This window comes from Paenibacillus sp. NPDC057967, from assembly GCF_042887015.1.
In the GTDB taxonomy this organism is placed as follows: Bacteria; Bacillota; Bacilli; order Paenibacillales; family Paenibacillaceae; genus Pristimantibacillus.
Window position 1 is genome coordinate 619,886 of sequence record NZ_JBHVQB010000002.1, and the last position, 16,404, is coordinate 636,289.

12 protein-coding genes are annotated in these 16,404 nt (G+C 49.7%); 11 read left to right on the forward strand and 1 reads right to left on the reverse strand.

The window, feature by feature from the left end; all coding sequences use genetic code 11:
• Positions 1-51: 51 nt before the first annotated feature.
• Positions 52-1,986: an ABC-F family ATP-binding cassette domain-containing protein gene (locus ACFVSO_RS07230; protein ID WP_387471578.1), complete on the reverse strand. Its 1,935-nt coding sequence runs from the start codon at positions 1,984-1,986 to the stop codon at positions 52-54.
• 140 nt (positions 1,987-2,126) lie between these two features.
• Between ACFVSO_RS07230 and ACFVSO_RS07235 the strand changes: the two genes are divergently transcribed.
• The 11 genes from ACFVSO_RS07235 (at position 2,127) to ACFVSO_RS07285 (ending at position 16,339) form a co-directional block, all read left to right on the forward strand.
• Positions 2,127-2,735: a 5-formyltetrahydrofolate cyclo-ligase gene (locus tag ACFVSO_RS07235; protein WP_387471580.1), complete on the forward strand. Its 609-nt coding sequence runs from the start codon at positions 2,127-2,129 to the stop codon at positions 2,733-2,735.
• 27 nt (positions 2,736-2,762) lie between these two features.
• A complete protein-coding gene (gene moaC, locus ACFVSO_RS07240; protein WP_387471582.1) occupies positions 2,763-3,230 on the forward strand; it encodes a cyclic pyranopterin monophosphate synthase MoaC in 468 nt (155 codons plus the stop codon).
• A 38-nt stretch (positions 3,231-3,268) separates the two neighbouring features.
• Positions 3,269-3,763 carry a MogA/MoaB family molybdenum cofactor biosynthesis protein gene (locus tag ACFVSO_RS07245; protein ID WP_119801088.1) on the forward strand — a complete coding sequence of 165 codons (495 nt, stop codon included), beginning with the start codon at positions 3,269-3,271 and terminating at the stop codon, positions 3,761-3,763.
• Positions 3,760-4,815 (forward strand): molybdopterin-binding protein, encoded by a 1,056-nt coding sequence (locus ACFVSO_RS07250; RefSeq protein ID WP_387471585.1) that lies wholly within the window; start codon positions 3,760-3,762, stop codon positions 4,813-4,815. The genes ACFVSO_RS07245 and ACFVSO_RS07250 overlap by 4 nt, the downstream gene beginning before the upstream one ends.
• A 76-nt stretch (positions 4,816-4,891) precedes the next feature.
• Positions 4,892-5,125, forward strand: coding sequence for a twin-arginine translocase TatA/TatE family subunit (locus ACFVSO_RS07255; RefSeq protein ID WP_387471587.1), 234 nt, complete (start codon positions 4,892-4,894; stop codon positions 5,123-5,125).
• A gap of 54 nt (positions 5,126-5,179) precedes the next feature.
• The gene (gene tatC, locus ACFVSO_RS07260; protein ID WP_387471589.1) at positions 5,180-5,980 is read left to right on the forward strand and encodes a twin-arginine translocase subunit TatC; all 801 of its coding nucleotides are present in this window, start codon (positions 5,180-5,182) and stop codon (positions 5,978-5,980) included.
• Between the two features lie 148 nt (positions 5,981-6,128).
• Positions 6,129-7,298 (forward strand): YhgE/Pip domain-containing protein, encoded by a 1,170-nt coding sequence (locus ACFVSO_RS07265; RefSeq protein ID WP_387471591.1) that lies wholly within the window; start codon positions 6,129-6,131, stop codon positions 7,296-7,298.
• 26 nt (positions 7,299-7,324) lie between these two features.
• The gene (locus tag ACFVSO_RS07270) at positions 7,325-7,918 is read left to right on the forward strand and encodes a TetR family transcriptional regulator (protein ID WP_387471593.1); all 594 of its coding nucleotides are present in this window, start codon (positions 7,325-7,327) and stop codon (positions 7,916-7,918) included.
• A 188-nt stretch (positions 7,919-8,106) separates the two neighbouring features.
• Entirely contained in the window at positions 8,107-8,388 is a 282-nt protein-coding gene (gene groES, locus ACFVSO_RS07275; protein ID WP_116048730.1) for a co-chaperone GroES, read from the forward strand.
• 52 nt (positions 8,389-8,440) lie between these two features.
• Positions 8,441-10,078 carry a chaperonin GroEL gene (gene groL, locus ACFVSO_RS07280; RefSeq protein WP_387471595.1) on the forward strand — a complete coding sequence of 546 codons (1,638 nt, stop codon included), beginning with the start codon at positions 8,441-8,443 and terminating at the stop codon, positions 10,076-10,078.
• 654 nt (positions 10,079-10,732) lie between these two features.
• On the forward strand, positions 10,733-16,339 hold the full coding sequence (locus ACFVSO_RS07285; protein WP_387471597.1) for an S-layer homology domain-containing protein: 5,607 nt from the start codon (positions 10,733-10,735) through the stop codon (positions 16,337-16,339).
• The last annotated feature ends 65 nt before the right edge of the window (positions 16,340-16,404 follow it).

Sequence of the window (16,404 nt, forward strand, 5' to 3'; positions counted from 1 at the left end):
ATCATACGAAGGCGGCCTCATGAATCCATCATGAGGCCGCCTTCGGTCCAGCTACATATATTGTTCCCACTGCTCATAGGCAGCGGCTAGCTTCGTCTTCAGCTCGTCGATCTCAGCTTGGAGTTCTTGAATGCGAATATAATTATTGAACACTTCCGGATCGGTAAGCTGCTGTTCCAATTCACCAATCTTCTCTTCGAGTGTGGCGATCTCGGCTTCCAGCTGCTCTGCCTTGCGCTGACGGTTGCGCTCATCTCGCTTGGCTTGTTTCTCAGCTTCATATGAGGTTGCCGGTGCGCTATCGGCTGCTTCGCCAGACTTTTGGGTTTTACTTTGTGCTGCAATCGCTTCGAGCCTTGCATCTTCAAGCTCGCGTTTCTTCTCCAACATTTCGTCATAATTTCCCAGGAAATGCTCGACGCCGTTCGGCCCCAGTTCGACAATGCGGTCGGACATTTTGTTCAGGAAATAACGGTCATGGGAAATGAAGAAGAGCGTGCCTTCGTAATCCAGCAGAGCTGACTCCAGTACTTCCTTGCTGAACAGATCCAGGTGGTTCGTCGGCTCGTCCAGTACTAGCACATTGGCTTGAGCCAGCATCAGCTTGGCTAGCGAGACACGGGCTTTCTCTCCGCCGCTCAGTGATGATATACGCTTCAGCACGTCTTCGCCGCTGAACAGAAAGTTGCCTAATACGGTACGAATCCGAGCTTCTTCCATATGTGGATATAAGCCCCACACTTCTTCCAGAATCGTATTTTGTCCGTTCAGTCTCGTATGTTCCTGATCATAATAGCCTAGCTTGACATGCGAGCCGAATTGGATGGTGCCGGTTGAAGGCTCAAGCTGGCCGACAAGTGTCTTCAGCAGCGTAGACTTGCCAATTCCGTTGGGACCAATCAAGGCAACTGTCTCGCCTCTTGTCAGGTTGAATCTGACGTTGCGGAACAGAGCTTCGTTCTTACCAGGGAAGGTAACCGACAGGTTATCGACGGTAAGAACATCCTTGCCGGTCATTCGTTCGATCTCGAATGAGAAGTGAGCCTTCTTCAGCTCGCCGGCAGGCCTGTCCATGCGGTCCATCTTCTCCAGCGCTTTGCGTCTGCTCTGGGCACGCTTGGTTGTGGAGGCTCTGACGATATTCCGCTGAATGAACTGCTCCATTCGCTCGATCTCTTCTTGCTGCTTCTCAAAATGCTTGAGATTAATTTCGTATTCGGCGGTCTTCAGCTCCAGGTAGCGGCTGTAGTTGCCTGTATACCGCTTCGCGGAATGCCGTTCGATCTCAATAATGGTATCGACAAGCGCATCCAGGAAATAACGGTCATGAGAGACGACAACGATCGCGCCGGGATATCCGCGAAGATACGATTCCAACCATGTTAAAGTCTCGATATCGAGATAGTTGGTTGGCTCGTCAAGCATAAGCAGATCAGGTGCTTGCAGCAGGATGCGAGCTAGCGCAAGGCGTGTCTTCTGTCCGCCGCTGAGCGTGGATATAGGCGTGTCGAGGTTAAATGTTCCAAACCCCATGCCGTGCAGCACGCTATTGATCCGGGTGCTGATCTCGAAGCCTCCCTGCTCGCGGAACCAGTCGGAACGGCGCGCATAGCGGTCTAGCACATCGGCATACTTTTTCTCATCGTTATGAAGCTCCGGGTCAGCGATTTTGACTTCAAGCTCACGCAATTCCTGCTCGGCCTCGATCAGATGGGCGAACACCGCGCGCATCTCTTCTATAATAGTACGTTCAGACTGTAAGCCGCTGTTCTGGGCGAGATAGCCGAGGCGCAGTTCCTTCGCCTTATGAATGTCACCGGAATCGGCCGACATTTCTCCTGCAATTATTTTGAGCAAGGTCGACTTGCCCGCGCCGTTGACACCGACAAGCCCGATGCGTTCTTTCTCCAAAACTTGCATCGATATATGTGATAATATGGCGGTTACGCCGTAGCTTTTGGAAATATTGGAAACTTGCAACAACATGATGAATCCTCCACTCCTAAATGGCATCAATTATTACCCTTTAGTGTACCACAAACTGGCGCCACCATTGGCGAAAGTTGTATAACAATGGTACACTACATGTAAGATTAGTTCATACAGGAAAGAATGGATGAAGTCAAATGCCGACGGAATACGCGGGGCATGATAAATCAGCTTACCGATCAAAGCTCTCGAACATGCGCAATGGACTGGCGGAAGAACACCGGGCAGAGTGGTCAAGCCTAGCTTGCCGTCATCTGGCACAGTGGCTGGCGAAGCGTTCTTGCCGAACTGTCATGGCTTACGTATCGTTCAGAAGCGAATTGAATATAAACGAATTCATAGAATGGTGCTGGGAGAAGGAGATCGAAGTGCTTCTGCCACGCTGTGTGAAAGCTGATCGCTCCATGAAGCTTCATTCCGTAACGGAATGGAATCAGCTCGAAGCGGGAGCCTACGGCATTATGGAGCCTGGCCCGGATCGCTCGCCCATCTTACCGATGGGAACGGTGCCGGATGTTGTCATTGTGCCTGGACTGGCCTTTGACCGTACTGGAGGCCGTTTGGGTTATGGCGGCGGTTATTACGACCGGTTTGCGGAAGCGGTATCGGGTGCGGGTACTAAGCCCCTCTGGATAGGCGCTGGATTCGAAGCGCAAGTGTTGAAGGAGCACGTACCAAGCGATTCGCATGATTTGCGGCTGGATGGACTTGTAACGGAACGAGAATTGACGACATTCAGGCGATAGCCGAACGATGGAGGAAGGGCGATAAGAATGGAGCTGACCCATTTCAACGATCAGGGACGGGCTAAGATGGTTGATATATCGGAGAAGGATATCACGGTGCGGGAAGCGACTGCCCAGACGACCATACGAATGGCGGATACTACGCTTGCGCGGATAAAGGAAGGCAGCATCGGCAAAGGCGACGTTCTGGCGGTCGCTCAAGTAGCTGGAATTATGGCGGCCAAAAAAACATCGGATTGGATACCCATGTGCCATCCGCTCCCGTTAACGGGTGTAAATATTGCTTTTAGCGACAACGGATCAGATGAACTTTACATAGAAGCAACAGTGAAGACAAAAGGGAAAACCGGCGTAGAGATGGAAGCTTTAACGGCTGTATCCGCTACGGCGCTTACGGTATACGATATGTGCAAGGCCTTGCAGAAGGACATGGTTATCGGACCGACGCAGCTGATGGCAAAGTCCGGGGGGAAGAGCGGGGATTATAGACGCTAAGCATACCCTTGAACGAAATAGAGAGGGAGGAACGGGATATGCAGTGGAAGGTTGCGTTGTTGACGGCGAGCGACAAAGGCTCGCGGGGTGAGCGCGAGGATACGAGCGCGCAGGTTATCCGGGAGCTTGTAGAGGAAGAGCTTGGCGGAGTGATTGTAGATTATCGGATTGTGCCGGATGAACAAGACGAGATTATGGCGGCAATCATCGAGATGACGGAATATTATCAGGCCGATCTGGTGTTGACCACGGGAGGTACGGGGCTGGCGCCGCGTGATATTACGCCGGAAGCGACGCTTAAGGTCATTGACCGGGAAGTTCCCGGCCTCGCTGAAGCGATGAGGATGGGCGCCCTGCATAAGACGAGGCGAGCGATGCTGTCCAGAGGCGTCTGCGGTATCCGCGGCAGCTCATTGATCGTGAATCTACCAGGCAGTCCCAAAGGCGTTCATGAGAGTCTCATGGCGATCATGGATCAGCTGCCTCACGCGCTTGCTATTCTATCGGGCCAGCATGGGGACCATAACGCATGAAAAAGACAGAAAAATCTATCGATACAGATATAGCCGCCTCCGGTATGAAAACAAAACTGAAGGAAGTGCGGGTTCAGGACGCGATTGGACTCAGGCTAGCGCATGACCTGACCCAAATCCTCCCAGGCAAGTTCAAGGGCAGGCTATTCCAACGCGGACATGCCATTACGGAAGCGGACATTCCTAGCCTGCTCGATATCGGCAAAGAGCATATCTATATCATGGAGCTGGATGAAGAGGAGCTGCATGAGGATGATGCCGCAATTCGCATGGCGCAGGCGCTTGCGGATGAATCGCTCCTTCTGACTGAGCCTCATGAAGGGAAGGTCAGCATAAAGTCGCCAATCGTGGGAATCACGCATATTGCCAAGGAAGTGGTCGAGGCGATTAATGAAATTGGCGAAATTGCGCTGGCAACGGTGAAGACGGATGCTGTCGTGAAGGAGGGCAGTCCGCTTGCCGCGACACGGGCTATTCCGCTTGTTGTTGCGAAGGAGAAGGTCGAGCAGGTTGAACGGATCGCTGCGGAGTATAGGGGGCAGCATGGGAAAGCGCCGCTTCAAGTTCGTCCATTCCGTAAGCTGAGAGCGGGTCTGCTCACGACGGGCGGAGAAGTCTATCACGGTAGAATACAGGATAAATTCGGTCCGGCTGTTGCAGAGAAGCTGAGCGCGCTAGGCTCAGAGGTGGCCGAGCAGCGGTTCGCGCCGGATGATCGACAAATAATTGTCAAGGAAATACACTATTTGCTGAGCCAAGGGTATGATATGATACTGGTAACTGGCGGTATGTCGGTAGATCCCGATGATCGTACACCGGGCGCCATTGGGGCGGCTGGAGCGGATATTGTGAGCTACGGAACACCGATGCTCCCGGGATCGATGCTGTTGATAGGTTACATAGGAGAAGTGCCGATTATGGGCTTGCCCGGCTGTGTGATGCATGATCCATATACCTCCTTCGATGTACTTCTGCCCAAGATATTGGCAGGTGACCGGATTGTCCGGGAGGATATCGTAAGCATGGGTTACGGCGGATTGCTTGGCCGCTGATAGAGGCGGCAAGGTTGAATGAGTTTATTTTATGACCTATACTAGAATAAAATTTTCAGATGTGGAGGTTTAACCTATGGGTGGTATTGGCGCTACGGGTATTATTTTTTTAGTGTTGATTGCACTATTGCTGTTTGGACCGAACAAGCTGCCTGAGCTGGGACGTGCTTTCGGCAAGACGCTTCGTGAGTTCAAATCCGGCGCTCGTGACATTATGGACGACAATGATCGCAGAGATTCGGACAAAAATCGCAATGAAGCGAATCGGTCGGAGCATAATGAGAAGGAAAATAAGCGGCTTCCGGATTAAACGGGTCCGCTTTTTTCTTGCTTAAGCCCGGGTAGAAAGGAGCAGTAAATTGGCATGACGAAAGAGAGAACCGATGAGGCTGCGATATCACGTAGAAAGCTGATACGTGAAGAAGGGCTGATGCCCCTGCTAGAGCATCTTGGAGAGCTGCGGAAGCGCCTTATCTATGTCATGATTGTGCTTACGCTAAGCCTGGTGCTGGGAATTGCCATTGCCGAGCCAGCTTATAACTTCCTGATGAGCCAAAAGCCGGCCAACACATTAAGTCTACATACGTTCTCGCTATGGGACGGCATTGGGATGTACATGAAGATTGCGTTCGTAATCGCGCTAATCGTGACGCTTCCGTTCATAGCTTATCAGCTATGGTCATACGTGAAGCCGGCATTAAGACCTCATGAGCAGCGTTCTACGTTGAAATATGTGCCGTTCGCACTAATTATGTTTCTGGTTGGATTGGCATTTTCCTATTTTGTCGTTTTTCCGCTTGCCTTCAACTTCACCCGCACGATCGCGGGGCATTTGAATCTGGAGGAAACGTATGGCATTGTTCAATATTTCTCCTTTATGTTCGGAATACTGATCCCGATCTCGCTATTATTCGAGCTGCCTCTTCTGATTATGTTCCTGACTGCGATCCGGATCTTGAATCCGAAGCGGCTCCGCAAGATGCGCAGACTCGCGTATTTTATTTTGGCGGTTATTGGTGTCGTCGTGACGCCTCCGGACTTTATATCGGATATCCTGGTTGTTATTCCGCTTATTGCTTTGTACGAGCTTAGCTTGTTCATGTCTGACGTGATCTACAAGAAACAGCAAATTGCGGATGCGAAGTGGCGGGACGAGGAAGAATAACAGGGCGAAGCCCGGCATAGCTTACAGAAGATCTGTCGTGATTACGGCAGGTCTTTTTTTGTTCTTGACAGATTTGCAGGTGAGGAGCATAATTTAAACAAACGTTTTAAACAAATGTTTAATAGATAAAGATACAGGAGTGGATAGCATGAAAACAGCCATACAAGCATTTATGAAGAGGCCTACGACATGGGTAGGCATTATTACGGCTTTTATGTTCCAAATCATTTTCGCAGTCATATGGATGACAGGTTATAATGGAGTAACGGATCGTGTGGATCAGCTCCGAATTGCGGTTGTGAATGAAGATACGGCGATGGGGCAGCAGATTGCGGCCAATCTGGCGGAGCAGCTGCCATTCGATATCGTTCAGAGTACGTCCCTGGAGGAAGCGAGAGCCGATCTGAATGAACGCGAGGTTCAGATGGTGCTGCATATTCCAGCAAGCTTCAGTGAGCAAGCAGGCAAGCCTGGAGAGCAGGCAGATCTGCACTATTACTTGAATGAATCCAATCCTGCCCTGATCAAAAGCATGATGAGCAGCGCAGCATCTCAAATAACGGCCGAAGTGAATCGCACAGCCGTCACGATGGGCATTCAGAAGACGCTGACCGGCATGCAGATGCCGGTCGATCAGGCGGCATCGACTGCGCCACTGCTAGCTGAACGGGTTAAGGGCGTTGTCGAGTCATCCAATGTTGTAGAAGGCATGAACAACCAGATGGTGCCGATGATGCTGGTGCTTGCTTCTTATGTCGGAGCCATGATTATGGGGATGAACCTGGAGCAATCGTCGATGGCGACAGCCGCCAGTGTTAGCAAATGGAGACGGTTCGGCACAAGAGCGATCATCAATGTTGTTTCTTCTATTCTCGTTTCCTTGGTAGGCGCCGCGCTGCTCGTAGCTTTGGGAGGCCAGCTCGATCATGGGTTCTTGTATCTGTGGGGATTCCAATGTCTGTTCCTGCTAACCTTTATGTTCGTATCCCAAATGTTCCTGTTCTTGTTCGGCATGGCCGGCATGCTGTTCAACATTATGCTGCTGTCGGCGCAGCTTGTATCCTCGGGTGCAATCGTACCGCGCGAGCTGCTCTCGAACTTTTATACCGGACTTGGCGAGTGGCTGCCAGCTACGTATGCGGTTGACGGGACGATGAATATATTGTTCGGCGGTCCGGGCGTAAGCTCTGATGCCGGAATGCTCGTAGCCATTGCTTTGGCGGCTATTGCAATCAGTGCGGTTGCCGTATTCGCGAAAGGCCGGCAGGCGGTTCGCCAGCCGGAGGTTGCGATAGCGAGTCAGCGCAAAGATAAATAAGCGACAATGATTATCGGAGGTTGATTATGACATTAGCCGAAGAACAAGATATTAAACAACGGATTCTGCTTGCAGCCAAAAAGCTGTTTGCGCTTCAAGGATTCGATGGCACGACGATCAGACAAATTTGCGAGGAGGCAAGCGCCAATGTGGCGCTTGTCTCGTATCATTTCGGCGGGAAAGAAAATTTATTCGGCGCGCTGTTCGAGAACTTTTTTCCGAATCAAAAAATCGCCGCTATCGATCCGAGCTTTCATCCCGTTGAAGGGGTTAAGCTGGTCATACACGAAGTGACGCTGTACCGGCATTCGGAGCCGCAGCTGATTAGTATTATTCAACAGGAGATTATTCTGAATACGCCGCGCATCCAAAAGATCCGTGAGCATGTCATGCCGATGTGGCAGATGCTCAGACATTGGATGGAGGAGGGACGCAAGCAGGGGTATTTTGCTTTCCGTTCGCTTGATACGGCATTCATGTCGGTAACGGGAACCTTGCTGTTCCATCGGGATCAGGAGTATTGGATGCTCCTTCGAGAGGACAAGAAACCGGACGTGGAGACGCTCGCTGAAGATCTGACGGACTTTATCCTACATGGCTTGCGCTATAACGGGGAATGATGCAGCGGGCTTGGAGGTTTGCCGGACAAGCATGTGATGAGACGGGTGTAAAAATCGTGCAAAAATAGAGCCAGGCACTTGAAATCAATCGCAAAAAAAAGTATGATAAAAATGGTTGTTAGCACTACACGCTTATGAGTGCTAACGAATTTACAATAAGCGACAAATTTAGAAGGAGGCTATTTTCAATGATCAAACCTTTGGGTGAACGCGTATTGATCGAACCAATCGCGAAGGAAGAAACAACTGCGAGCGGCATCGTGCTGCCGGATACGGCTAAGGAAAAGCCACAAGAAGGCAAAGTGGTAGCAGTGGGCAGCGGCACGCTGAAAGACGGCGTTCGCGTAGCATTGGAAGTAAAAGAAGGCGACCGCGTTCTGTTCTCCAAATATGCGGGCACAGAAATCAAATATGAAGGCAAAGAATATTTGATTATGAAAGAAAGCGACATTCACGCGATTTTCGAATAAGTTCGCGTACACATACTTAATCTTTAATCCAAATTTCGGGAGGTAATTGTACATGGCTAAAGAAATCAAATTTAGCGAAGACGCTCGCCGTTCCATGCTCCGCGGGGTTGACGCTTTGGCAAATGCGGTGAAAGTTACGCTTGGACCAAAAGGACGCAACGTCGTTCTGGAGAAAAAATTCGGTAGCCCGCTCATCACTAATGACGGTGTGTCCATTGCAAAAGAAATCGAGCTGGAAGATGCATTCGAGAACATGGGTGCACAGCTTGTTAAAGAAGTAGCAACAAAAACAAACGACGTAGCAGGCGACGGTACAACTACGGCGACTGTTCTGGCTCAAGCGATGATTCGCGAAGGTCTGAAAAACGTTACAGCTGGCGCTAACCCTATGGTTATCCGCAAAGGCATCGAGAAAGCTGTTAAAGCTGCTGTTGAAGAGCTGAAAGCTATCTCCAAGCCAATCGAAGGCAAACAATCGATCGCTCAAGTTGCTTCCATCTCGTCCGCTGATGAAGAAGTAGGTCAACTGATCGCTGAAGCGATGGAGAAAGTCGGCAACGACGGCGTTATTACAGTTGAGGAGTCCAAAGGCTTCAATACGGAGCTTGAAGTGGTTGAAGGCATGCAGTTCGACCGCGGCTATGTGTCCCCTTACATGATCACGGATACGGATAAAATGGAAGCGATTCTTGATAATCCTTACATCCTGATCACAGACAAAAAGATCTCCAACATTCAAGAGATCCTGCCTGTTCTGGAGAAAGTGGTTCAATCCGGCAAGCAGCTTCTGATCATCGCAGAAGACGTAGAAGGCGAAGCTCAAGCGACGCTGATCGTCAACAAACTGCGCGGCACATTCACTTGTGTAGCGGTTAAAGCTCCTGGCTTCGGTGACCGCCGCAAAGCTATGCTGCAAGACATCGCTGCTCTGACTGGCGGCCAAGTGATCACAGAAGAGCTCGGCCTTGAGCTGAAATCGACTGCTGTTGAGCAACTGGGCTCCGCACGTCAAGTGCGCATCACAAAAGAAAACACGATCGTGGTAGACGGCGCTGGCAACTCCGCTGATATCTTGGCTCGTGTGAATCAAATCAAAGCTCAATTGGAAGAAACAACTTCCGATTTCGACAAAGAGAAGCTGCAAGAGCGTCTGGCGAAACTCGCTGGCGGCGTAGCGGTAATCAAAGTCGGCGCAGCTACTGAAACTGAATTGAAAGAGCGTAAGCTTCGCATTGAAGACGCCCTGAACTCCACTCGCGCAGCAGTGGAAGAAGGCATCGTATCCGGCGGCGGCACAGCTCTTGTGAACGTATATAAAGCGGTAGCGGCTGTAAATGCAGAAGGCGACGAGGCGACTGGCGTGAACATCGTTCTTCGCGCTCTGGAAGAGCCAATCCGCACAATCGCAGCGAACGCTGGCCAAGAAGGCTCCGTCATCGTTGAGCGTCTGAAAAACGAAAAAATCGGCGTAGGCTACAACGCAGCTACTGGCGCATGGGTGAACATGTTCGAAGCGGGTATCGTTGACCCTGCTAAAGTAACACGTTCCGCTCTGCAAAACGCAGCTTCCGTAGCGGCTATGTTCCTGACAACTGAAGCAGTTGTTGCCGACAAGCCAGAACCAAAAGGCGCTGGCGGCGCTGGCATGCCTGACATGGGCGGCATGGGCGGTATGGGCGGCATGATGTAAGGTTCTTGAGCCTTTGCATGACGGAAACAGCGTAAGCCGTTTCCCGCTCCAGTGAGAACTGGTTACGTAAAAAACTAATGTCTAGAGTGTAGACTACTTCCTAATTCCTAGGAGGTAGTCTTTTTTATGGTGTTATAGTTTGCTTATCAGGATTTTCTCGATGGCAGACGGTCTAAGAATACGACACAGAAGAATATTAGGGATTATCAAACCATGCTCGGAGAATTTGTAAAGTATTGTATCCGAAACGAAATTGTGATTGTAGAAGATAATATGTAAAAACATGTCCGTCAGCATCTTATAGAATGTCAAGTGCGAGGAAATCAAGCAGGTTCGATAAACTTTAGTAGAACTACAACCCCTAATTGCGTCCCTTTCAATGTATTTAACCTCTCAATAACAGCTCTCTCCACCCCCCTTTTTCCATTGTAAAAAATTAAATTTATTGCGTCGAAATTTTATATACGATTTTAGTGGGATGAAGTAATATTAGAAAAAGAAATATTTATTATCAGTTGTTACGGAATTATTAGCAACAAGTCGGTATTAATTATGTATTTGTACATCATTTCAAGGGGGAGTACAGCAAAAATAATCATTTAATAGAGTTGCTAGATCGTTACCGCTTTTAACTAACTAAGAGGAGAACTGAAGATGCGGAAAAGGATGAGACAAGGTTTAGCGTATCTACTACTATTAACATTGCTGTTTATGAGCGTCCCTGTGACGCTGCATGCCTCGACGGGTGATGATGCCCCGATTGTCATCGACAATATTTTGAATTCAACGGTTAATGAAGGAGTCATGTCCGTCGTTGGTTTGTCGGAAGGCAATACAGGCGTACTCTATGGCGTAACGGATAATAATTGGACGACATTTAAAGTATGGTATAAGGTGTTCAGTACTGCAGGATCAGTCCTATCGGATGTTGATATCAGCGCGCTAATGGGAGCGCGTGCGACGAATGTGTCTACGTTCGCCGCTTATGCCATTGCCGATGGCAAGGCCGTTATCACTTGGGAAGGTACGAACAACGGCTGCGGCGGTGCTTATCAATTTGCTATCATTGATGAAGATGGCACCGTTGTCAAAGGGCCGACTGATATTAGCACGGTTGCAGCGCCTTATAATTGCTATACAGGCGCAACAGAGCTATCCAATGGCGATATTGCGTTCATGTGGCAAAACGTAGGCGATGAGTATTTGTACCGGATCTTTGATGCCCATGGCAATGCGATTACTAACCCGGAGTCCGTAGAAAAAGGCGGCACGAGACAAGATAACTTCGCACACAATTCTACATATACCCACTCCCTGTCCGCTAACGATCAAGGGCAGTTTTTAATCACGTATGATATTTATCAAAACTCCAACTATATTGGCGCCATGTATGACAATGACGGCACGAGAAAACTAACGAATGGCGTTCATCACTTCTATTTAGCCCCCAAGCCTTCAAATGCTCGAAGTTATGCCATTGGCCTGTCTGGCGGAAAGTTTGGCATATCTTATGTGACGAACTCCAATATATCCATGGATATAATCGATAATCAAGGTGCCGTTCAAGCTTCCATTGCCTCTGGCCTGGTACACGATGATCTTGCGGGAGGCGCCCTTCCTGTGAAGGACGGAGGGTTTCTTGTTTACGATACCTCTACCGTGGGAACCACTACTCATCTGTATACCAAGCATTACAGCTCAGACGGAACGCTACTGAAGGATTGGACGCAAAGAGGGACCGATCCCGTTATTGATTATTTTGCAGGCTATTACACTTTTGCTCCGTATATTTTTTCCGGTTATGAATCCGGGTTTGGATTTTATAACTTGATCACTAACCAGCTGTATCTATACGATATAGGTTCTGCTTCACCACCTGAGACCCCGGTTGCCATTGTAGATCATCCTGCTGACTCAACGATTAGCGCAGGAGACAATGCAAGCTTTGCTGTAACAGCAACCGATGCAACTTCCTATCAGTGGCAAGTCGACACAGGTTCGGGTTACAGCAATCTTACGGATGACGGCCTATACAGCGGTGTGACAACTGATACCTTGTTCATCACGAATGTGCCATTGTCGATGGATGGCTACATGTATAGAGTCATCGTCAGCGGAGCTGCTACTTCGACGGATACCTCTAATGGCGCGAGCTTGACTGTGCTGCCTTTGGTAGATGCAGCGGCGCCAAGCATTGACACACAGCCTGCCAATCAGAACGTCAACATAAATGGAACTGCGACGCTTACTGTATCAGCATCGGTCAGCGATAGCGGCTCATTAAGCTACCAGTGGTTTAGCAATACCACGAACAGCAATAGCGGCGGCACGCTGATTGCCGGAGCGAATAGCGCCACTTATTCGCCGCCGACAGGAACAACCGGCCTGACCTATTATTATGTCGTGGTAACGAATACGAATGCCAGCGCTACTGGAGCAACTACGGCAACAACCGTGAGCGATGCGGCTAGTGTAGCTGTTAACTCTACTTTTACCGTAACGCCAGTAGACAATATTGCTTTTGAGGCATTAAATGAAGGTTATACCGCAACGGAAACCAATACGATTAGCGAGACGATTACGTTAACGAAAGTCGGGAATGGAGCCATCTCGAATATGGCTGTCCATGCAAGCGGTGGTGCCGGCAGCAAATTTACGATTGGGACTGTGCAGGGGGATGCTCTTGGAGCTGGCGTACAGTCAACATCATTTACGGTTCGTCCGGTAACAGGCTTGTCGCCTGGAACGCATACGGAGACGGTAACGATCACCGCTGATGGCGGCCTCAGCGAGAGCCTTCAAATTAGCTTTACGGTTCATCCAACGACGTTCACGGTATCGGAGACGGGGACCGTTACATTCAATTCTTTGAATGAAGGCTATACGACTTCACAGGTCAATGGCATCAAAAAAGGCATAACGCTGACGAAAGTCGGAAGCGGGGCGATTTCCAATCTGGCTGTAAGCTTTAGCGGAGGCGCAAGCAGCAGCTTCACAACAGGGACAGTGCTTTCGGATTCGCTGGGAGCCGGCGTGCTATCCACTGTATTCCAAGTGTTCCCGAAGACAGGTCTGACGCCAGGAACCTATACGGAGACGGTAACAATTACAGCAGATGGCGGCATCAGCCATAGCTTCCAGGTTAGCTTCACGGTAGTTTCCGTTGTTCATGCAGCTACACCTGTCATTGTAACCCAGCCTTCTAACGAAACAGTGGATAAAGGGGCTAACGTAACGCTGAGTGTCGGGGCAACCATAAGCGACAGCGGTACACTCAACTACCAATGGTTCCGCAACACGACGAACAGCACAACGGGAGGCATTCCAATTGTTGACGCGAACAGCGCAACGTATGATGTGCCGACTAATGCAGCAGGGACTTTCTATTACTACGTAGGTGTCATTAATATCAACAACAATGTTAACGGTACGAAAACCGCAAGCACATTAAGTCATGCAGCAGAGGTTAATGTACTCGTGCATGCAGCAGCGCCAAGCATCATGACACAACCATCTGATGAAGTTATGAACGTAGGGGATAGCAAGAGTCTAAGTGTAGTTGCAATGTCCGGAGACGGAGGTACACTAAGCTATCAGTGGTATCGCAATACGGCGAGCAGCAACACAGGCGGCACACTTATTCCGGGAGCGGATAGTGCCTCTTATGAAGTACCGACGAATACAGCAGGTACGTTCTATTATTATGTTGTGGTTACGAATACAAACAACAACGTCAATGGCACCAAGACAGCAACTGCAGCAACCCGTGCAGTCGAGGTTACTGTTCTGGCACATGCAGCAGCGCCAAGCATCACCATGCAGCCTGCGGATGAATCGGTCCATGTAGGCAACAGCAAGAGTCTAAGTGTAGGAGCAACTTCTGGAGACGGAGGCACGCTCAGTTATCAGTGGTACCGCAATACGACGAATAGCACGACAGGCGGCACGCTTATTGCAGGAGCGAACAGTGCAACGTATGATGTGCCAACGAATACAGCAGGAACTTTCTATTACTATGTGGTCGTGACGAACACGAACAATAACGTCAACGGTACGAAGACTGCCAGCACGACGAGCCGCGGGGCTGAAGTTAAGGTAAGCCATACGTACACAGTTGAAGCGATTTCTGATCTGACAGCAAAGGAGCTAACCCAAGGTTATGCTTCAAGCGAAGTTGAAACGGTCGTCATCAAAAATAACGGCACGGGAGCTTTGGCGAATGTGGCGATAACGCTAAGCGGTGGCGATGCGGATCATTTCGTTGTGACACAGCCTGATGCAAGCTTGCATCCAGGCGCATCTGCCAGCTTTAGCATTCAAGCAAAAGAAGGCTTGGCAGCAGCGACGTATAAGGTGACGGTAACGATTTCGGCGACGAATATGACGAATGCGAGCTTTGCTTTTACACAGAAAGTCGTATTGCCTGATCCGCCTGCCAAACCGCAGCAAGTCACCGCGACAAGCGGCAATGCTCAAATGACCATGGCTTGGGATGTGGTTCAGGGAGCGACGTTCTACCAGGTTTACCGGGTGACAGGCGAGAATCAATATTCGTTGATCGATACAGTTACTGCGGCTAGTTATACAGCGAATAGCTTGGTGAATGGCACGGAGTATACTTTTGTGGTGAAGGCGGGCAATCCTGGGGGCTTGAGTGATTACTCCAATGAAGTCCGGGTTACTCCTATGACTGTGCCTGGAGTGCCAAGGGATGTGCGAGTGCTTGCTGGAGATCAACAGGCTAGAGTGACGTTTACAGCACCAGCCAGCAACGGCGGCAGCGAGATTACAGGATATGAAGTGATCAATGAGCAAGGCGATGTTGTAGCAACTGGAAATGCCAGTCCGATTACAGTAAACGGTTTGACCAATGGCGTAACCTATTCCTTCACGGTAAGAGCGATCAATAGCGTAGGGAAAAGCGAACTACTGCCTTACTATTCAGTGACACCTAGATCGACGCCAATCAGTGTGCCAACGACACCGGCAGATGATACGGTCGAGGTCATCGTGAACGGTCAAGTTCAGAATGCGGGTACGCTGAAAAAAGAAACAATCGATGGCAAGCTTGTTGCCACTATCCTTGTCGATGAGGCCAAAATCATGGAGCGTCTTGCAGCAGAAGGCAAGCAAGCGGTCATTACGATTCCGTTCCCTTCAGGCAGTGATGTTGTCATTGGTGAATGGAACGGACAGTTGATGAAGGCATTAGAGGATAATGAAGCTAAAATCGTCATTCGCAACGAAAATGGTGCGTACACGCTGCCTTCGACGGAGATTGATATAGAAGCATTAGCGGCTAAGCTTGGGGCTGGAAGCAGCTTGAAGGACGTTAAACTTCTTATCAAAATAGCCAAGCCAAGCCATAAGACGGTTAAAGATGTAGAGAATGCAATAAAGGCAAATGGCTTGGCAATGGTTGCAGCTCCATTAGAATTTACGATCTCTGCTGTCTACGGGGATGCAACGATTGAGATTATGAACTTTAATGCGTATGTTCAGCGTACGATTATGGTTCCTGAAGGCGTTGACCCTGTGAAAATGACAACAGGAGTTGTCATTGAGGAGGATGGCAGCATTCGCCACGTTCCTACTCAAGTTGAAAGCAAAGACGGCCAGTATTATGCACACATTAACAGTTTGACGAACAGTGTATATTCGGTCGTGTGGAACACAGTTGCTTACGAGGATGCAGTCACGCATTGGGCAAGCAAAAGCATTCATAACATGGGTGCAAGACTTGTTGTTAACGGTGTAAGCGATGGACGATTTGCTCCAGACCGCAACATTACTCGTGCAGAGTTTGCAGCGATAGTCGTACGTGCGCTAGGCTTGAAGCTCCAGTCGTCACAAGGCAGCTTTACGGATGTGGAGCAAAGCGCCTGGTATAGCAGCGTTGTGCAGACTGCCTATGCCTATGGTATAATTAGCGGCTTCCAGGACGGCATGTTCCGGCCGCAGGACACGATTACGCGGGAGCAAGCCATGCTGATCCTGGCCAAAGCGATGAAGCTAACCGGCTTGAAAGGCATAGCCGATGGCAGCAGCGGTACAAGCATTGTAGCAGCGTACAAGGATGGCGCTCAAGTCGCTAGCTGGGCTGTCACTGGAGTAGCGGACGCCGTAAGTTCGGGGATTGTATCCGGCAGAATGGATGCAAGCCTGGCGCCGCAAGCAGCGATTACTAGAGCGGAAGTAGCCGTAATGATCGAACGATTGCTGCAAAACTCAGGTCTTATCAACAAGGAACAGGTGAAATAGATTTATAGTATGTCTTACCAACCGGGCGCTCTTCGTGAGTGCTCGTTTTTTTGTTGGGATGAAAA